Below are 18,601 nucleotides of genomic sequence, written 5' to 3' on the forward strand. Positions count from 1 at the left end.
GTTTTACTCTATTTCTATCTTGATCTCTTTTGGTAGATCTTTCTGGAGCTTAGGTATCACTATCTTTAGTACTCCGTCCTTGTAAGAAGCCTTTGCTCTTTTTGCCTCAACTTCCGTGGGCAAAGGTATTATCCTTTGAAAAAACCCGTAGAATCTCTCCTTTCGGAAAAAGCTTTCGATGTCTACATCTTCCACCTTTTTCCTTTCACCTCTTATTGTGAGTTTATCCTCAGAGACTGTGATAGAAACGTCCCTTGGATCTACCGCGGGAAGATCCGCGTATACAACTATATCGCTTGGCGTTTCAAACACGTCTATTGGAAAGACCCAGGGAGTTTCCTCTATAACTGGAAAGATAGGTCTTCCGAAAAACTCATCGAAGATCCGATCCATCTCTTCCTTTATAGAGAGGAGATCCGACTCCCAAATCGATCTCCAAGGTGTAAGGGGCATTTATTCCTTCCTCCTTTTTATTTGCTTTTTCGAGATGTTTCTTATAATTTTAATGGATCGCTATTTTTTTTCAAGTTGTTATGGGCTATCCGTCTTACATTGAACTGAAAAAGAGCGGAGAACTTGACGAAAGAATAAAGAGTCTCTATGGGCTTATGAATCCTTGTAGACTCTGTGCCAGAGAATGCGGTGCAAAAAGAAAAAGCGGTGAGCTCGGTTACTGTAAAGCACCTTTCGATCTCTATATCTCTTCGTACTTCGCCCATTTTGGTGAGGAAAGGCCGCTTGTTGGAAGATACGGATCCGGTACTATATTTCTCACTTTTTGCAACCTCAAATGCGTATTTTGCCAAAACTACGATATAAGCATTTACGGATACGGTGAGAAGGTCAGCGTGACAGACATGGCAAAGATGATGCTAAGATTACAGTTAAGTGGGTGCCATAACATAAATTTCGTAACCCCGACCCATTATATACCCCACATAGTAAATGCTTTATCGATGGCTATCGAAGAGGGGCTTTCACTTCCGCTCGTGTATAACTGCGGGGGATACGAGTCAGAAAAGGTTATAAAGCTTCTTGATGGCATATTTGACATCTACATGCCTGACATCAAATTTTTAACACCCGCTTTGGCGGAAAAGTACCTTAACGCTAAGGACTATCCCGAAATTGTGATGCGGGTGCTAAAGGAGATGCAACGCCAGGTGGGCGATCTTGAACTAGATGAGAGTGGAATCGCAAAAAGGGGCCTCATAATAAGACATCTCGTTATGCCATCCTGTGGGGATGACACAAAGAAGGTCCTCGATTTTATAAAGGAGGAAATCTCTGAGAACGCGTTTGTCAACATAATGGCCCAATATAGACCTTGCCACAAGGCAGAAAACTTTCCTGAAATCGCAAGGAGAATAACTGCAAAGGAGTACTATTTTGCGTTGGAGTACGCACGGTCCATAGGACTAAAAAGGGCTTCTAATCACTGAGTCTCCTTTTTAAGATCTCGTTGACTTTTAGGACTTCGTTTACATCCCTTCCCTGGATCTCCCAGCTGTAGTTTCCCTTTCCGTCCCTTTTTACTTTTATCTTTATGTCGGCCTTCAAACTCTTTTTTAACTCCTCAATCTGTTTCTCGTAACTCGTTTGAGTTATTTTTTCTTCTGGTTTCTGACGGTTTACTAAATCTTTTGCCCTCTCACAACCAAAAAAGATAAGTAAAGCAATCAAAAAGACTACAAAAAAACCGACCCTTTTACGCATCCGGAAAAATGGTATAATGACTCCAGGGGAGTTTGCAAGGGTGTCTTTCGTAGGCTCGAGAAAAAAGAAAGCGCTTAAAGAAAGGATGGAAAAATTGGGTATTTTTGAATCGGACCTGGAAGAGAGGTTCATCAAATCTGGAAAGCCCGGGGGACAAAATGTAAATAAGGTTTCGACATGCGTCTATCTTAAACATATTCCGACTGGTATTGAAGTGAAGTGTCAGAAGGAGAGATCTCAGGCTTTAAACAGGTATCTGGCACGAAAGATTCTCGTCGAGAAGATAGAAGAACTCCTCAGAGGAAAGGATTCTGAAAAGTGGAGGAAGATTGAAAGGATAAGGAAAAACAAGAGAAAAAGAGCAAAAAGGGCAAAAGAAAAGAAACTCAAAAAGATGGAGACGATTGTAGAAGAGATGGGAGCCGAGAACCCGAATCCAAATTCTTATCAAGGTCCCTGAACTTTTTAGAAAGCATATGGGCTAGCCTCAAAGGTTCCGGCGTCCTATACCCCCTTGAACACTTAAGAACAATATCCATAGACGAATGGATGTCGATCTTATAACCCGGTGAGACAAAAAGAGGCTTCGTATCGTTTTTTGTAACGAGTGCAAGACCGATTATTCTCTCCTTAAAGTAAATGGGAGTAAAAAAGCCACGGACTTTCTCGGGAGGTCTAAATTCGCCTATGAGGATAGACTTTGCGCAACCTAAAGATGGAATCCCTGTAATAACCCCAACGTAGGTCGCTATACCCGCGGATCTGGGATGGGCGAGTCCATGACCATCAACAATTAAAACATCTGGTTTTAGCTTGAGCTTCGATATTGCTTTTAGGAGGGCCTTCCCCTCCCGGAAACTTAAAAAACCGGGAATGTATGGAAAGTCTATCGAAGTTTTATAAAGACTGCTCTCAACGGGCACTAGATCTTTGAACCGAAATACGGAAGCGACAGCGTAAATATACTTGTCCGAATAGGAAGCATCGAGCCCGCAGACGAAATTTATTGACATGAGATTGAAAGAGGGGTTCGCTTTTTTCCCGAAAAAAAGTTGTATCTTTCTTAGCTTTTCAAACTTTCCCGAGAAAATCTTCATTCGGTTATTATATAATAGTTTACCTTTCCGGAGGTAAAAAGCATGGAACTTACAAAGCTTGAAAGACCCTCTTTAGATAAGTTTACGGAAAAGAAGAAGCTCTACTGTGTAAATCACATATTCATCAGCCGGAAAGATGAAGAATTCAAAACCATGCTCGATAGGTACTGGACTGAGATCGACGAACATTTACGAAAGTTGGAGGTGGCTGGCAGGATAAACAAGATCTTTATAGAGGGGCTCATCTATGAAAGTGACGAAAGCGTCTCTGAGATAAAGGAGATAAATGAGAACCTTTACAATCTTTTGAAGAAAAGGATAGACGAGGGTGGTAAGATAGTACCAATTGAAGATCGGGATACGTTTTCTGCCTTTGTGGATCTGAGAAACTGCCTCTTTATAGTCAAAAACAAGGAGGTGTATGAAAAGCTCTACCGATTCTTCAAAGAGGTTGCGGAAAAGAGGTTTGCTTCGATAAAGAAGGCCATAATGGACGCGCTTGAAGAGAAAGAATCGGCCCTCCTTATAATGGATGAGCATGTACGATCCGTTATAGACTTTCCAGAGGAGATCGAAATCTTCCTTGTCGTTCCTCCATCTTACGACGACATAATGAAGTATTTAAGGAGCAAAAGATAGAACTGTGCCTTTCGACGAGAAAAGATTTAAGGAGTGGTTAAGCAAACTCGATTTGGATCTTTACGGATTTGCTGATATGTCCAATTACGAAGGGGAGCTAGTAAGCATTGAAACCGATCTTAAAAAAAAGCTACCATACGCCATATCTATAGGATTGAAACTTTCAGATGCCGTCTTGGCTACAGTAAAAGATGGTCCTAACCTTCTATACTACCACCATTATAGACAGATAAATGCTAGACTCGATAGGTTTGCCACATCCATCGCGAGAAAATTAGAAAAAGAAGGTTATTTAGCTTTACCCTTTCCCGCATCTCAAATTGTCGATTGGAAAAGGCAATTGGGGCATATATCCCATAAACGAGTTGGAGACCTTGCAGGTCTCGGATGGATAGGAAGGAATAACTTACTCGTTAACGAAAAATACGGCTCAAAGGTGAGATACACGACAATTCTTACAAACATGCCTTTGTCTTCTGGGCAAAGGATGGGATTCTCATGCGGAGATTGCAGAGCGTGTGTGGAAGTTTGTCCGGCAGGAGCGATAAAGGAGGACCCAAAGGACTTTGACCATTTGGGATGTTACAGAAAGATAACAGAACTTAAAAACCAACGTAACATAGGCCAGCACATATGCGGAATATGCGTTGAGGCTTGTGGAGGGAAAAGGGCTAATCGACTCGGATAGGAAGATACTGATTTAGAAACTCCTTTAGAGCTCTAATCGAGATCTCCCTCCTATGAAAGATCCCTGCTGCTAGTGCGGCCTGACAGTTGGTCTTCAAAAAGACCTCAAGGAAATGTTCGCTTTTGCCTGCACCACTTGACGCAATCACAGGAATTGAAACTGACTGCGAAACTGCCTGTATGAGTTCGATGTCAAAACCCATTTTTGTTCCGTCTCTATCTATAGAATTTAGGAGAATCTCTCCGCATCCTAACTGCTCAACTATCTTTGCAAGGGTTATTGCATCTATGTTGGAGCCTTCTCTTCCTCCCTTTGTGGTGCACATAAAATAACAGTACCTTTCACCGTTAGGTCCTGGAATCTCGGTTTCTATAGTCACGTTTTTCGTGACGTTAGGTGATGTGACGTAAACCCTTTTCGGATCTATTGAAACAACGACAGCTTGGCTTCCATAGACCTTAGATATTTCTTCAATAGAGCTTTTGCCGGAAGGACCATTTTTAAGGAAATCCTGGGCGATAACAACAGCATCGGATCCTATAGAGACTTTATCCGCCCCTGACCTAAAATAGGCAGATGCCACATCAAGGGCGGAGTAATAATTTCCGTGATCGTCTTTATATCCCTTTATTCCGCCACCTATGGTTAGTGGTATAAAAACGTTTTTTGAGGTCTCCTTAAGGAGATCCAACATTGGCTGGTCAAATAAAGGGTAGTTCCTAAAACCAGTTATATTTAGAAAGACGATCTCGTCGGCACCCTCATCAAAATATTCTTGTGCCATTTTCACAGGATTTCCGAGATTTCTAACCTTCTTTGTCTCTTTGTCCCTTACGTCGTACCTGTCACCCTTTGTCACAACAAGCCTTCCGTCATCGTCACTTCTCACATCAAGGCAAACAACGATCCTTTTTGAAAGGGTTGTTTTTTCTGGACAAAGAGATGGCATAAAGGGACTTTTACGGTTAAGAAAGTTAGATAACATACGCAGTCCGGCCTTTCCGCTCTTTTCGGGATGGAACTGTGTACCCACTATTAAACCTTTCTGGACAGAACTTACAAATTCCTCTCCGTAATCTGTCCTTGTGAGCACGATTTCTTCATCCAACGGTTCGACAACGTATGAGTGCACAAAGTAAAACTTCTCCTCACCTTTTAATCCATCAAAGATAAAAGATGGCTTCTGGGCCTTAATCCCGTTCCAGCCAATATGGGGCACACTTAAATGAGTTCTAAGCCTTCTTACTTTCCCCTTGAAGAAACCTATGCCCCTTTTTCCCGGTGCTTCTTCGCTCTCTTCGAATAAAAGCTGCATACCAAGACATATTCCTAAATACGGCCTTCCAGATTTGAGATACTCGATAAGGGGTTCTATCAAGTCTTTCTTCCTTAGGCTTTCTAGTATTTCACCAAAGGCTCCAACCCCTGGAAAAACGATTGTCTCTGCAGAGAGGATATCTTTGGGAGTTTTAACGAACTTTACCTGGAATCCAAGCTTTAGGATGGCGTTAGTTACACTTCTTACATTACCAGCTCCGTAATCAAGTATCGTAATCATGAGACCTATAGTAAGAAACGTTTGTCGAGCACCCGATACTGGAGGGCCTCCAGTATGTGGTGCTCATCGATCACTTCGTTTTCTTCCATATCAGCGATCGTTCTTGAGACCTTAAGAATCCTGTGGTAAGCCCGGGGCGATAACCCAAACCTTTCGCAAGCATTTTCCAGTAAGTTTTGAGCCTTCTGAGTAAGTATACAGTATTTCTTGATGTATCTTGCAGGAATCCTAGAATTGAAGAGAAATTTTTTCCCTTTGTACCTTTCCTCCTGAATTTTACGTGCTACCATCACCTTCTCCCTCATCAGCTCTGATGATTCCTCATCTTTGGAAGAGGAAAGCTCAGAGACGCTCACAGGAGGAACCTCAATGTGGATATCAATCCTTTCCAGAAGCGGTCCAGAAATCCTTGATCGGTATTTCATTATCATCCGAGGAGTGCAGGTACAGACATGCCTTCTATCACCAAAGTATCCGCAAGGACAGGGATTCATTGCGCAAACCAGAATAAAGCTTGCAGGGTAGGTCACAGAGTGGGTCACTCTGGAAACTGTAACGAAGCCATCCTCGATTGGTTGTCTTAAAGCCTCAAGGACGTTTCTTTTGAATTCGGGAAGTTCATCGAGAAACAAAACACCATTATGGGCTAGCGAAACCTCACCAGGCTTAGGTATGTGGCCTCCACCGATAAGCCCGGCGTCCGATATGGTGTGGTGGGGGGCCCTAAAGGGTCTTTCCGTGACAAGACCTTTTTCACTGGGAAGGATTCCAGCAACGCTGTGGATTCTCGTTGTCTCGATAGCCTCTTCGTACGTAAGCGGAGGCAATATTGTGGGAATCCTTCTTGCAAGCATCGTCTTTCCGGATCCAGGGGGACCGATCATAAGAATGTTATGGGCCCCAGCGGCTACTATTTGCAAAGCCCTCTTTGCCTGTGAATGGCCTTTTATGTCCGAGAAGTTGACAAGATTATTTGTTAATTTGGCTTCGGAAAAAGGATCCTCGCTTTTGTGCTCCTTTAGAGTTTTATCTCCCCTGAAAAAATGAACTATGTCCAAGAGATTTTCTCCTGAAAGAACATTAAGCCCCTTAACTATTGCTGCCTCCTTTGCATTTTCGGAAGGGCAGATTATAGTCTTTATGCCATCATTCTTTGCAAGAAGGGCCATAGAAAGGACCCCTCTTACGCTCTTGATCCGGCCATCGAGAGATAGTTCACCAGCTATAAGGACTTCAAGAGGTCGTTCCTTTGGTACTACACCTACTGCCGAAAGAATTCCAATTGCTATGGGCAAATCGAAAGAGGCTCCTTCCTTCTTTAGGTCCGCTGGAGCAAGATTTACGGTGATTCTGTCGTTGGGAAACTCAAACCCGCTATTTTTTATTGCCGCTCTCACCCTCTCTTTGCTTTCCTTTACGGATGCCTCAGGTAAGCCGACGATGTTGAAAGACGGAAGCCCATAGCTTATGTCGGTTTCAACTTCGACCCTTATGGCGTCTATACCGAGTATAGCCGAAGTTATAACCTTAGAGATCATCGGAAAGAAAGTACCGAGCAAGTTCCCTCACAAAACCAGCGTATTCATGGGTACAAACCAAAACCCCGTTCTTTGCTGCAACGACTATCAAACCATCGACTCCCAGAACACCTAGATTTAAATCATCGCTGATTATGATCGAGTTTTTAACGTCCGATACAAAGGCATTTCCGATCCTTACGAGAGAGTTCTCATCCTTTTTTAAAATCCTAAAAAGGGAAGCCCAGGTCCCCACGTCGTCCCAGACAAAATCTCCCTTTACCATGAGCACTTCTGTCGACTTTTCCATAACGCCGTAATCTATGGAAATCCGAGGTAATCTTTTATAACAGGCCGAAAACCTCGCAAAATCGCCATTCTCCTGGTAAGAAAGAGCCTCTTTTAAACCTTCAAATAATTGAGGGAGACACCTTTCAATCTCACGAAGGATAGCTGATGTTCTCCAAACAAAGATTCCAGAATTCCAATAAAAGTCACCAGCCTCAAGATACTCCTTGGCCTTTTCCAGGGAAGGTTTTTCCACAAACCTTTGTACCCTGTAAACAGGTGGCTCAGAGAGTGAAAAAACCTCTCCTACCCTTATATAGCCGTAGCCGATCTCTGGTCTTGTTGGACGGATACCGAAAGTTAAAAGAAAATCGGTCTCTTTTGCAATCTCTACTGCCCGCAAAAGAGCTATTTTGAAAAGGTCTTCAGTCCCTATGTAATGATCGGCTGGAAAGAAGGCTACTACGGGATCACCGAAAAGTTTATTTAGAAAGAAAACCGAATAAGCGATACATGCGGCTGTGTCTCTTCCCTCAGGTTCCACGATGATAAAATCTGATTTCAAATTCGGATATAATTCTTTAAGCGTGGAAAGATGTTCTTGAGCCAAGACGAAGAATATCCTATCTTCAGGAAAGACCTTTTTTAACCTCTCGTATGTAAGTTCTATCAGAGAATTTCCATCTATGAGCTTTAGGAATGGCTTTGGCGATCTTGGGGTACTAAGCGGCCAGAACCTTTCGCCTTTACCGCCAGCCATTATAACGGCACAGACAGTATCGGTCATTTCAGAAATTTAATAAGCTCGGGAAGGTAGTAGGATGCACTTCCGGCAAAAAAGAAATCAGTGATTGACCTTGTAAAGGGTGTCCTTTCTATGTTTATTTCTACGATCACAGCTCCATGAGATTTTGAAATGAAGGGTATCTCAGCAGCAGGGTAAACAACACCGGAAGTTCCGATAACGAACATAACCCTGCACGATCTGGCTTCTTCGTTTGCCCTGATCATGGCATCGAAAGGTATACTTTCACCAAAAAAAACGACATCCGGTTTTAATGCTCTCTCGCACCTTGCACATCTTGGATAAGGAAAGATGCTCAAAACGTCCCTTGTAAATTCAGTTTTATACTTGCATGAAGGACAGACAAGCCATCTGTGATTGCCGTGATACTCGATCACATTTTTGTTTCCTGCAAGGTGATGGAGACCATCCACATTCTGGGTTATGATAGCCCGAAGGTAACCCATCCTTTCTAATTCACTTAGTGCCTCATGGGCTGGAGAAGGTTTGGCATCGAATATAACCTGCGCCATTTCCCTAAGCATCATCCAGACCTTTTCAGGATGGCGCATAAAGGAACTTATATGTGCGTACTCATCCGGGTCATACCTTTCCCATAGTCCTTGGGCTCCTCTAAAAGTAGGAATACCACTTTCCACAGAAATACCGGCACCCGTGAAAGCGACAACATTTGCCCTCTCTTTTATAATCTCAGCTACCCTCCTTAGGTCCTCCATCTCTCCTCCAACCGATTCTTATGGGACCTTTGAACCCTTAAAAATATCTTTGAATGCTGGAATTATGCCGAACCCATCAGCCTTCTTCACTGCCCTTTTTATTGCTTCAGCTACAACAAATGCGGCAAGGACACCGACTAAGTTTATGTCTGCTTCAATTTCTCCTGTAGACAATGCGAATATCAAATCCCCATCAAATGTTGTATGAGCCGGGCTTATCGTCTTCATTATGCCGCCGTGGGCCATCTGGGCTACCTTCGTTATATCCTTTTTATCGAACTTGGCATTCGTCGCAACTACTCCCAAAGTTGTATTGACCATTGCAAACTGTCTTTTTACGTAACCTTCCCGCATACATTTCATCGTATCGGCGAATTCATAACTCTTAGAGTCTTTTCGAGCACCGGCTATTATCTTTCCGGTAACGTTGTCTAAAACATCGCCAAAAGCGTTAACGACGCAAAGTGCACCGAGGATAAGACCGTTGGGCATCACAATACTACTCGTCCCAACCCCGCCCTTCATAGCCCTTTCCATCTCGAAAATTTTGCCGACCGTAGCACCAACACCAACACCTACACTTCCTTCGGAAACCTCATACGAGGAAGACTTGCATGCCTCATAACCCATCTCGGGGGTCGGTTTTGCATAAGCGTCACCGAATGCGAGATCGAATATGACAGCCGTAGGAACTATTGGGATCTTTCTTACACCTACGTCAAAACCGATTCCTCTTTCCTCCAGGTATGCCATAACGCCCTGAGCTGCCTCAAGTCCAAAAGAACTACCACCGCAAAGTAGAATCGCATGGATATGCTCTACTACATGGCTTACACTTAAAGCATCGATCTGTCTCGTACCTGAGGCACTTCCCCTTATGTCGATACCGCAAGTAGCACCGTTTTCACAAAGTATGACTGTGCAGCCTGTATAACCTTTAAAGTCCGAAGAGTGTCCGACTTTTATGCCGGGTACATCTGTGATGGCGTTCCTCATGTTTTTCTCAATTACTTTTTAATTCTTCTTTAAACTTTTTGAGTCTCTCAGCTATCTCTTCGTACTTTATTGAAAGTATTTGGCAGGCAAGGATAGCCGCATTTTTTGTCGCATCTATACCGACAGTTGCAACAGGAACGCCGCTTGGCATCTGAACTATTGAGAGAAGAGAGTCTAAACCCTTTATAGCACCGGCGCTCAGAGGAACACCTATAACCGGTAATGTCGTATGGGCTGCAAGAACTCCGGGAAGGTGGGCAGCGAGTCCCGCAGCTGCTATTATAACTTCAATACCTTTATCCCTTGCAGTCTTCGCATATTCCACTGTTTTTTCCGGATTCCTGTGAGCTGAAGAGACCTCTGCTACAAATTCCACACCCATTTCTCTTAAAAAATTGAAAGCTTCTTCAAGTTTTGGAAGATCGTTTTTGCTTCCAACGAGAATAAGAACTTTTGGTTTTTTGTCCATTGCGGCAGTTTCTATCATACACGAACCTCCTTTTTGTTTTCAACAGAAATTTCTCACTTTTCCTCTGTAAAGCGGAATATTTCAAGGACCGATACAAAAAGGGCCACAATAAGAGGACCCATTATGATTCCGAGAAGTCCAAAAAGACTTATTCCGCCAAGGATGCTAAAAAAAACAAGTATAAGAGGCATTTTTACCTTTTCTCTAACGATAAGGGGCCTCACAACGTTATCAATCATGCTTATCACACCAAAACCGAAGGCAAAAAGGATTATAGCTTTGGCGAGAAGACCCTGGTAGAGAAGAAAAAAAACGGTTGGTCCCCACACGCCGAATGTGCCAACGATCGGAACGAAGGAGGCAAAGAATATGGCGAATCCTAAAAGGGAAGCCCTGGGAACATCGAGAAGATGAAATATAAAACCACCTGCGAGACTTTGCAAAAGGGCGACCACCACACCTCCGTATATGGTAGTAACGATTATGTCCCTTATTTGGCGAAAAAGGATCGATTTTTGTTCTGGAGCAAAGGGCAAATAGTTGCTCACCCTTTCGATGAAATAGGGGCCATCCTTTAAAAAGAAATAGATAGAGATTAGCATTAACAAAAAATCCATAAAGAATGAAGGGATACTCTCAACTGTTACCCTGAGTTTCTTAAGGAGACTTTTTACCGCATCGGAAAGTGTGTGGATAAGGATCTCGGTGAACCTCTCCCGATCGATAGAGAGTTTTTCCATGGCCTTTTCGATTCCTTTCTGAAACCTGGGGTCAGCGACTATTTTGTCTACGAACTCCATCCTCTCCCCTTTTATGGCCTTTAAAATCTCGTCAATCTCGCGTGCCACAGAGTATGAAAAATAGGCAATGGGTCCTAAGATCATGAGAAGAATGATGATGACGGTAAGGAACGAAGATAAAGACCTCCATCTAAGGTACTTATTTAAAAAAGCGTAAAAAGGGTAAAAGACTATGGAAAAAACAATTGCCCATGCAATCGGTGATATGAAGGGCCTTATTATGAGATAGGTTGCGTACCCCAAAGCGAAGATTAAAAAAAAGAGGATAAGATAGTAGAATCTGCTCCTCTTTAGCATGCTACCTTTCCGTGTCCTTCTTCCCTTCCCACTTTGAGAAGAATCTTAAAAATAAAGAAGAGATTAGAGTCTTTAACCCCTCTACTACTGATCTTAAACCTTTTGGATCAGGACTTACCATCTCGAAAAGAGAAAGGAGTCTATTTGAAACCTTCAATAAGCTCGCAAGCTCTTCCCTTAAGGGAAGGGAATCCTCAAGCAAAGTTTTCAGATTTTTCAAGATAGTTTTTGAGTCTTCTAGTATAGTTGGCAGATTTTCATCCAGGGTTTTTATAATGGAGTCCACTCTCTCAATCATCATTTTTAAACGAAAAAGGGTATAGATCAAGGCACCCGCCAAAAGAAGAAGAGTCACACTTAAGATTGTTAGCCAAAATTCCATGCAGATCTAATAGTACAGTAAACTGTCTGGAGCTTCAAGAGGATTGATTGTTCTTGCATAAGGGGCAAGGTTGTGCTTATTATATAACAATCTTTACTGTTCCTCTATAATCTCTTGGGTAGGAGGGCAAGATGAGAAGGCTGCGCGGGATGACGATTCTATCACTCTTTGTCTCCTTTATTTTTGCCTTTTTGGTCTTTGGTTGTGCAAAACCGCCAAAGCAAGAATTAGAGACTGCGGAAAAGGCTCTAAGCGATGCTAAGGCGAAGGAAGCCCATATCTATGCCGAAGAGACTTACAAAAAGGCTGAAGAGGCTCTAAGTAAGGCACAGTCTCTCGTAAATGAGAAAAAATACAAGGAGGCAAAGAAGTTAGCTCAGGAGGCAGAAAAGCTGGCTAGACAAGCCGAAACTGAAATCGAATCCGGAAAAGCAAGGATGAAGGAAGAGACGGAAAAACTTCTGAGCGACATAAGAACTTCCATAGAGGAAACGAAAAAGATGATTCCTGAGGTCGTAAAAAAGAAAATCATATCTAGGGAAGAGGCGAGAACGTTATTAAGTAAATGGGAAAGTGAGCTTTCGTCCGCAAAAGAGAACTTTGACAAGGGTAACTTAAAAGATGCTAGAGATAAGGCGAAGGCCCTTATGGATGAGATAAATGAAAAAGTCAAAGAGATGAAAAAGTAAGAGAGGAATTCATGTGGGAAGATATGTCCCTTGAAGATGTTGTCAGGTGTGCCAGTGATCCTTATCCTTCCATCAGGGAATGGAAGAGAAAGTCCGGCAAAAAGGTCATAGGAACAACCTTTGCTGATGTGCCCGAAGAGGTGATACAGGCTTTTGACATCTTGCCTGTCACCCTTATGGGCACAACCAAACCGCTAAAGAGGGCCCAAGCCCTCCTTCCTGATAACGCCTGCTCCCTTGCAAGAAGTAACCTTGAGCTTGTATTAAGCTACGAGACCGATCTCTTTGACGGGTTCGTACTGCCCCAAGTTTGCGATACGACACAACACATGTCTGACATATGGAGGATAAACGTAAAAGCTGATTACTTTGAAAGCTTTCTTGCCCCCCGCCAGGTTGACAGACCGAGCGCAAAGTACTGGGTGAGAAAGGAAATAGATAGACTTATCGACTCTTTAAAAAACTTTTCCGGAAAAGATCTGGGGCCCACGGATCTTAAAAGATCCGTGGAGATTCATAACGAGAATAAAAGGCTTCTTAAGGAGATATACTCGATAAAGAACGAGAATCCTTCGTCTGTTTCCTCGAAGGAATTCTTTTCAATGGTCAAGATCTCTCAGCAGGTGGATAAAGGTGAGTTTAATAGATCCTTGAAAAAGATCAAGGATAGCCTAAAACCTGGCAAAAAGGAAGGTTACATTGATGTCATCCTTTGTGGAATCACCTGTGAGCCCATAGAGATATACGGACTATTCGACGAGTTAAAGTTGAACGTAATTGCAGACAATCTGCTTATTGGAAGTCGCTACTTAGAAGGGGAAGTGGAAGACGGGGAAGATCTGATTGATAAGCTAACTGAAAGGCACTTCAAAAGGGGCTTCTTCTCACCTATTCACGGAAACGTATTTGCAGAATTCGAACAGATAAAGAAACTATACAAAGAGAAGAACGCAAAGGCTGTAATTTACGTACACATTGAATTCTGCGAGTCCCAGGAGTACGATCTTCCAGACCTTAAAAGGATGATGAAGCAAGAAGGGATACCGATGCATGTAATAGAGACTGAATATCAGACAACGTCTCTGTCCCATATAAGGACGAGACTTCAAGCGTTTATCGAATCAATAAAGGGGATCTAGATGAGCGAAAAGCAAAAAAAAGAAATGACCAAATCCCAAATCTTATCAAAAGAGATAACGGAAGAGTACCTTGAAGAGGCATTTCGAGCCAAAAAGGAGGGTAGAATCGTCTGCTACACGACAGCCATCTCGCCGGTTGAGATCCTCGTTGCCCATGACATAATTCCAATCTACCCTGAAAATCACTCGGTTGCTAATCTAGTGGCAAAAAAGGGTGCAGAGATGTGTTCATTTGTCGAAGGGTTGGGCTACTCGAGTCACCTTTGCGCATACGCGAGGTGTGACCTTGCCTACAGGGCAACGGGCCGTACGGTAACAAGGGGGATTCCTGAACCGGACATGTTCCTTGCGTGTAACGCCCAGTGCTTTACACTAACTAAATGGTTCGAGGTATTGTCCAGAAAAGGAGGCGGACTACCCCTTTTTGTTTTTGATACACCACAGTACATACGGGATAGAAGGGCTAGGGAAGAGATTGTTAAGTACTGTGTGATGCAGCTGAAAGAACTCATAGCTTTGATTGAGGATCTAACTAAGAGAAAGTTCGACTACGACAGACTTAGGGAGGTTCTTAAGTATTCGAGGGAGGCAAGTCTACTTTACAGAAGATTCCTGGATATGGCCCAATACAAACCTTCGCCTATTAGCATCTTCGATGCTCTCATAGGAATGGCAATAACCGTGTACAGAAGGGGTACACCGCAGTGCGTGGAATACTATAGAACACTTTGCGACGAGATCCAGGAAAAAGTGGAAAAGGGTATAGGTGTCCTTCCAAAAGAAAAGGAAAGGTTCAGGCTTTACTGGGAGAATCTTCCTATATGGTATAAGTTCAGTGATCATGCGAAACTTTTGAGCTCTTATGGAGCTGTGATTCTAACCTCCCTTTACGTTCATGCCTGGAGCTTTGAATTTGACCTCGACAAGGACCCACTTTACACTCTCTCTGAGAATTACGTTTCAAGGTTTTCAAACGTGACACTCGAAGAGAGGGTCGATATGGCTTTAGAGCTTTTTGAAAGGTATTCTTTGAACGGGATGCTCATGTTCATGAATAGGAGCTGTAAGGCCGTCTCCTTCGCTGTACCAACCTTAAAAGAGATCCTCACAAAAAGAACGGGTATACCTGCACTTGTCTTTGAAAGCGATATGGGGGACCAAAGGTTTTACTCGGAAACCCAAATAAGAACAAGGATTGAGGCGTACTTCGAAACTTTGGAAAAGTTAAACCTGGCAAGGGGATGACTGTAAGCCTAAAAGCATTCGCTCTGCTCTCTCCAAGTCTTCTTGTGTGTCGATTCCAAAACCAGAATATTCTACCAGTAAGACTTTTATTTTAAAGCCGTTCTCTAAAACTCTTAACTGTTCAAGAGATTCTGCCTCTTCAAGTATACCCCTTTCCATTTTTACAAATTTTTCCAAAAATTCCTTCCTATAGGCATAGATACCAATGTGCTTGTAAATATCGGCTCTTTCTTTTCGGACGAAATAAGGGATTGGTGACCTAGAAAAATAGAGGGCATAAGCGTACTTATCTAGAACCACCTTCACACATTGGGGATTCTTATATTCGGCATCATCAAATATCTTTGTTGCAAAAGTGGCCATGCTTTCTTCCGTCTCTTCCATGTAATCGAAGAGCTTATCGATGAGGGAGGGATCCATGAAGGGCTCGTCACCCTGGAGGTTAATTATGATTTTTGCGTCAAGATCCTTTGTTGCCTCAAATACACGTTCGGTCCCGCTCGAGATTTCTTTTCCTGTCATTACAACATCACAGCCGAATGACTGGGCAAGATCTCTTATCCTCTCATCATCCGTGGCTATAATTATCCTATCCTTCTTTTTGGACATAAGCGCCTTTTCGTAGACCCACTTAAGGATCGGTTTACCTCCCAAAAGTCTTAAAGGTTTTCCAGGTAACCTTTTAGATCCGAACCTTGCGGGTATGGCGATGAGTCTCATAGGGCAGCCTTACTTTTAGATAAATTGAGAGGTTCTGTCTGAGCCAAATATTTTTTTAGAAAGATTCCAGTATAGCTTTTTTCACATTCCATGATCTCTTCCGGTGTTCCAACTGCAACAACCTCCCCACCCCTTATGCCTCCTTCAGGACCGAGGTCTATGATGTAGTCAGCGCATTTTATCACATCCATGTTGTGCTCTATAACTACGACCGTATTTCCCCTTTCTACAAGTTCGTTTAGCACCTTGATGAGCTTTTCTATATCAGAGAAATGTAGACCAGTTGTTGGCTCATCAAGGATATAAAGGGTTCTTCCAGTTTCCCTTTTTGACAGTTCACGGGAAAGCTTTATCCTTTGAGCTTCTCCGCCAGAAAGAGTAGTAGCAGGCTGCCCAAGCCTTATGTATCCTAATCCGACATCGTAGAGCACCTTTAGCCTTTTCTTTATTTGGGGATACGCATCGAAGAAATCCATAGCTTCTGTAACCGTCATTTCGAGGACATCGGCTATACTTTTCCCTTTGTAAAGAATCTCTAAGGTGTCCCTGTTATACCTTTTGCCTTTACACTGGTCGCAGACTATGTAAACGTCAGGCAGAAATTGCATCTCTATCTTTACGTAACCTTCCCCTTTGCAAGTCTCACATCTTCCTCCCTTAACGTTGAAACTGAACCTACCCTCTCTGTAACCGCGGATTCTAGACTCTGGTAGCCTGGAAAATATTTCTCTTATGTAAGAAAAGACACCCGTATAAGTTGCAGGATTAGATCTGGGAGTCCTTCCTATAGGGGACTGATCTATGTCTATGACGTTGTCTATTGCTTCGTATCCGTAAATCCCTGTTACCTCTCCTGCTTTTTCCTTCGATTTATAAAGCTTCTGCTTGAGAAGAGGATAGAGTGTGTCAACGATAAGGGTACTCTTTCCCGAGCCAGAAACCCCGGTTACGCAACTAAAGACCCCAAGAGGTATCGATACGTCTATGTTCTTTAAGTTATTAGCCCTCGCACCCTTTATAGTGATAAATCCCTTAGGCTTTCTTCTAACTTTGGGAGTCTCTATCCTGAGTTTCCCAGAGAGATACCTTCCAGTGAGGGAGTCTTCGCGATTGGCAAGGTCGTGAGGTTTTCCCTGAAAGACAAGATAACCCCCGTGTTCTCCTGCTCCGGGCCCAAGGTCGATAACATAATCCGACTGGACTATGGTTTCGTAGTCGTGTTCGACCACAATTACCGTATTACCCAGATTTCTAAGACGAATTAAAGTTTTTATGAGTCTTTCGTTGTCCCTCTGGTGGAGCCCTACACTAGGTTCGTCCAAAACGTAAAGGACGCCGGTAAGACCTGAGCCTATCTGTGTTGCAAGCCTTATCCTTTGAGCCTCTCCTGAGGATAAAGTCGCGGAAGTCCTGTCTAACGTTATATAGTCAAGACCAACGTCGAGTAAAAACTGCAACCGGGATGTGATCTCTTTAAGTATCATTTTTGAAATTTCCCTCTCTTTCTCGGTAAGGGTCAAGTTTTTGAAGAAACTTAGTGCCTGCTCCACTGTCATTCGGGAGACTTCGTGTATGTTAAGCCCCCCTATCTTCACCCATAACATCTCCTTTTTCAAACGGGCGCCTCCACAAGTAGGGCACGGAACGACATTTATGAATCGTTCAAGCCTTTCGCGCTCCCAGGGACTTGCGTTTTCCCATTCCCGTTTCAATTCTGCTATAACCCCCTCGTAGGGTTTTTTAACGATCTCCCTTTTCGAACCCCTATCGACGTAAAAAGGTATCTCCTTTCCCCGAGTTCCGAAAAGAAGGACGTTCTTTATCTCATCGGGAAGTTCCTTAAATGGTTTTCTGATGTCTATCTTGTAATAGTCGACGATTGATTCGAGAAAAGAAAAAAGATGGACGGGGTTTTTGTCTGCCCACGGAGCAATGGCTCCTTCCCTTAAAGAGAGATCTGGGTTGGGTACGATGAGGGCGGGATCGAAGTATTCTTTAACTCCAAGCCCGTAGCAGTCTGGGCAGGCCCCGTAGGGGTTATTGAAGGAAAACATCCTGGGAGTAATTTCTGGGTAACTTATCCCGCAGTCAGGACAGGCAAAATTTTCGCTAAAAAGATACGTGTCAGAATCGGTCTCAATCTTTACGAGGCCCTGCGCTTTAGAAAGAGCGAGTTCGATCGATTCGAAAAGTCTTCTCTCTGCTCCATCCCTTAGAACTACCCTGTCAACAAGGAGGTCTATTTCGTGTTTTTTGTTCTTGTCCAGATTTATCTCTTCGGAAAGTTCATACATTATACCGTCGATCCTTACCTTTGTGAATCCTTGTCTGCGTAGTTCCTCGAGCTCTTTTCTGTATTCTCCCTTCCTCCCTCTCACGATTGGGGCGTATACGGAGATCTTAGTCCCGTAACCTAGATCAAGAATGGTATCGACTATCTGAGGTACGTGCTGGCTTTTTATTTCCTTGCCACAATTGTAGCAGAAGACATGCCCTATCCTTGAAAAGAGAAGCCTTAAGTAGTCGTAAATCTCTGTTACGGTCCCAACCGTACTCCTCGGATTTTTGCTCAAACTCTTTTGCTCTATGCTTATTGCGGGAGAGAGTCCCTCTATGGAGTCCACGTCGGGTTTATCCATGAGTTCTAAAAATTGTCTTGCATACGAGGAGAGGGATTCCACGTATCTTCTCTGGCCTTCAGCGTATATAGTATCGAAAGCGAGGCTCGACTTTCCGGAGCCACTGGGCCCCGTTACAACAATGAGCTTGTTTTTGGGGATTATGACATCGATATTTTTTAAATTGTGCTGCCTTGCACCTTTTACGATTATTTTATCCAT

General features: G+C 43.2%; 20 protein-coding genes. 7 read left to right on the forward strand and 13 right to left on the reverse strand.

The window, feature by feature from the left end; translation table 11 throughout:
• Window positions 1–3: 3 nt before the first annotated feature.
• A complete protein-coding gene (locus tag NZ583_02230) occupies window positions 4–453 on the reverse strand; it encodes an Hsp20/alpha crystallin family protein (GenBank protein MCS7280434.1) in 450 nt (149 codons plus the stop codon).
• 80 nt (window positions 454–533) lie between these two features.
• Here NZ583_02230 and NZ583_02235 point away from each other — a divergent pair, with 80 nt between their 5' ends.
• Window positions 534–1,442: a radical SAM protein gene (locus NZ583_02235; GenBank protein MCS7280435.1), complete on the forward strand. Its 909-nt coding sequence runs from the start codon at window positions 534–536 to the stop codon at window positions 1,440–1,442.
• Here NZ583_02235 and NZ583_02240 read toward each other — a convergent pair.
• Complete coding sequence (locus NZ583_02240) at window positions 1,432–1,716, reverse strand: hypothetical protein (GenBank protein ID MCS7280436.1); 285 nt, start codon at window positions 1,714–1,716, stop codon at window positions 1,432–1,434. The genes NZ583_02235 and NZ583_02240 overlap by 11 nt on opposite strands.
• Before the next feature lie 16 nt (window positions 1,717–1,732).
• Here NZ583_02240 and NZ583_02245 point away from each other — a divergent pair, with 16 nt between their 5' ends.
• Window positions 1,733–2,176 (forward strand): peptide chain release factor-like protein, encoded by a 444-nt coding sequence (locus NZ583_02245; GenBank protein MCS7280437.1) that lies wholly within the window; start codon window positions 1,733–1,735, stop codon window positions 2,174–2,176.
• Here NZ583_02245 and NZ583_02250 read toward each other — a convergent pair.
• On the reverse strand, window positions 2,103–2,813 hold the full coding sequence (locus NZ583_02250) for an endonuclease V (protein ID MCS7280438.1): 711 nt from the start codon (window positions 2,811–2,813) through the stop codon (window positions 2,103–2,105). The genes NZ583_02245 and NZ583_02250 overlap by 74 nt on opposite strands.
• Before the next feature lie 42 nt (window positions 2,814–2,855).
• On the opposite strand from NZ583_02250, the gene NZ583_02255 reads away from it, so the two are divergent.
• On the forward strand, window positions 2,856–3,452 hold the full coding sequence (locus tag NZ583_02255) for a hypothetical protein (protein ID MCS7280439.1): 597 nt from the start codon (window positions 2,856–2,858) through the stop codon (window positions 3,450–3,452).
• A gap of 4 nt (window positions 3,453–3,456) precedes the next feature.
• Window positions 3,457–4,140 (forward strand): hypothetical protein, encoded by a 684-nt coding sequence (locus NZ583_02260; protein ID MCS7280440.1) that lies wholly within the window; start codon window positions 3,457–3,459, stop codon window positions 4,138–4,140.
• Here the strand turns inward: NZ583_02260 and hisH are convergent.
• Genes hisH through NZ583_02300 form a run of 8 tightly spaced genes read right to left on the reverse strand, consistent with a single transcriptional unit; the run spans window position 4,124 to window position 11,968 of the window.
• Window positions 4,124–5,698 (reverse strand): imidazole glycerol phosphate synthase subunit HisH, encoded by a 1,575-nt coding sequence (gene hisH, locus NZ583_02265; GenBank protein MCS7280441.1) that lies wholly within the window; start codon window positions 5,696–5,698, stop codon window positions 4,124–4,126. The two genes, NZ583_02260 and hisH, sit on opposite strands and share 17 nt — an antisense overlap.
• 5 nt (window positions 5,699–5,703) lie before the next feature.
• Window positions 5,704–7,236, reverse strand: coding sequence for a YifB family Mg chelatase-like AAA ATPase (locus NZ583_02270; GenBank protein MCS7280442.1), 1,533 nt, complete (start codon window positions 7,234–7,236; stop codon window positions 5,704–5,706).
• The gene (locus tag NZ583_02275) at window positions 7,226–8,290 is read right to left on the reverse strand and encodes a mannose-1-phosphate guanylyltransferase (GenBank protein ID MCS7280443.1); all 1,065 of its coding nucleotides are present in this window, start codon (window positions 8,288–8,290) and stop codon (window positions 7,226–7,228) included. The genes NZ583_02270 and NZ583_02275 overlap by 11 nt, the downstream gene beginning before the upstream one ends.
• Window positions 8,287–9,024: an NAD-dependent deacylase gene (locus NZ583_02280; GenBank protein ID MCS7280444.1), complete on the reverse strand. Its 738-nt coding sequence runs from the start codon at window positions 9,022–9,024 to the stop codon at window positions 8,287–8,289. Before NZ583_02280 ends, NZ583_02275 begins: the two co-directional genes overlap by 4 nt.
• Before the next feature lie 18 nt (window positions 9,025–9,042).
• Window positions 9,043–10,020 carry a P1 family peptidase gene (locus tag NZ583_02285; GenBank protein MCS7280445.1) on the reverse strand — a complete coding sequence of 326 codons (978 nt, stop codon included), beginning with the start codon at window positions 10,018–10,020 and terminating at the stop codon, window positions 9,043–9,045.
• A gap of 7 nt (window positions 10,021–10,027) precedes the next feature.
• Window positions 10,028–10,507, reverse strand: a complete 480-nt coding sequence (purE, locus tag NZ583_02290; protein ID MCS7280446.1) for a 5-(carboxyamino)imidazole ribonucleotide mutase — start codon at window positions 10,505–10,507, stop codon at window positions 10,028–10,030.
• A gap of 35 nt (window positions 10,508–10,542) precedes the next feature.
• Window positions 10,543–11,586, reverse strand: a complete 1,044-nt coding sequence (locus tag NZ583_02295) for an AI-2E family transporter (GenBank protein MCS7280447.1) — start codon at window positions 11,584–11,586, stop codon at window positions 10,543–10,545.
• A 1-nt stretch (window position 11,587) separates the two neighbouring features.
• The gene (locus NZ583_02300) at window positions 11,588–11,968 is read right to left on the reverse strand and encodes a hypothetical protein (GenBank protein MCS7280448.1); all 381 of its coding nucleotides are present in this window, start codon (window positions 11,966–11,968) and stop codon (window positions 11,588–11,590) included.
• Window positions 11,969–12,099: 131 nt separating this feature from the next.
• Between NZ583_02300 and NZ583_02305 the strand changes: the two genes are divergently transcribed.
• From NZ583_02305 to NZ583_02315, 3 genes are read left to right on the forward strand one after another with little or no spacing between them, the layout of a single operon-like run.
• Window positions 12,100–12,657, forward strand: a complete 558-nt coding sequence (locus NZ583_02305) for a DUF4398 domain-containing protein (GenBank protein ID MCS7280449.1) — start codon at window positions 12,100–12,102, stop codon at window positions 12,655–12,657.
• A gap of 11 nt (window positions 12,658–12,668) precedes the next feature.
• Window positions 12,669–13,796: a 2-hydroxyacyl-CoA dehydratase family protein gene (locus NZ583_02310; GenBank protein MCS7280450.1), complete on the forward strand. Its 1,128-nt coding sequence runs from the start codon at window positions 12,669–12,671 to the stop codon at window positions 13,794–13,796.
• The gene (locus tag NZ583_02315) at window positions 13,797–15,041 is read left to right on the forward strand and encodes a 2-hydroxyacyl-CoA dehydratase family protein (GenBank protein ID MCS7280451.1); all 1,245 of its coding nucleotides are present in this window, start codon (window positions 13,797–13,799) and stop codon (window positions 15,039–15,041) included.
• On the opposite strand, the gene kdsB is transcribed toward NZ583_02315, so the two are convergent.
• The gene (gene kdsB, locus NZ583_02320; protein ID MCS7280452.1) at window positions 15,021–15,761 is read right to left on the reverse strand and encodes a 3-deoxy-manno-octulosonate cytidylyltransferase; all 741 of its coding nucleotides are present in this window, start codon (window positions 15,759–15,761) and stop codon (window positions 15,021–15,023) included. The two genes, NZ583_02315 and kdsB, sit on opposite strands and share 21 nt — an antisense overlap.
• Window positions 15,758–18,601: an excinuclease ABC subunit UvrA gene (gene uvrA, locus NZ583_02325; GenBank protein ID MCS7280453.1), complete on the reverse strand. Its 2,844-nt coding sequence runs from the start codon at window positions 18,599–18,601 to the stop codon at window positions 15,758–15,760. Before uvrA ends, kdsB begins: the two co-directional genes overlap by 4 nt.

It is taken from the genome of Thermodesulfobacteriota bacterium, assembly GCA_025062045.1.
In the GTDB taxonomy this organism is placed as follows: Bacteria; Desulfobacterota; Syntrophorhabdia; order Syntrophorhabdales; family JANXAF01; genus JANXAF01.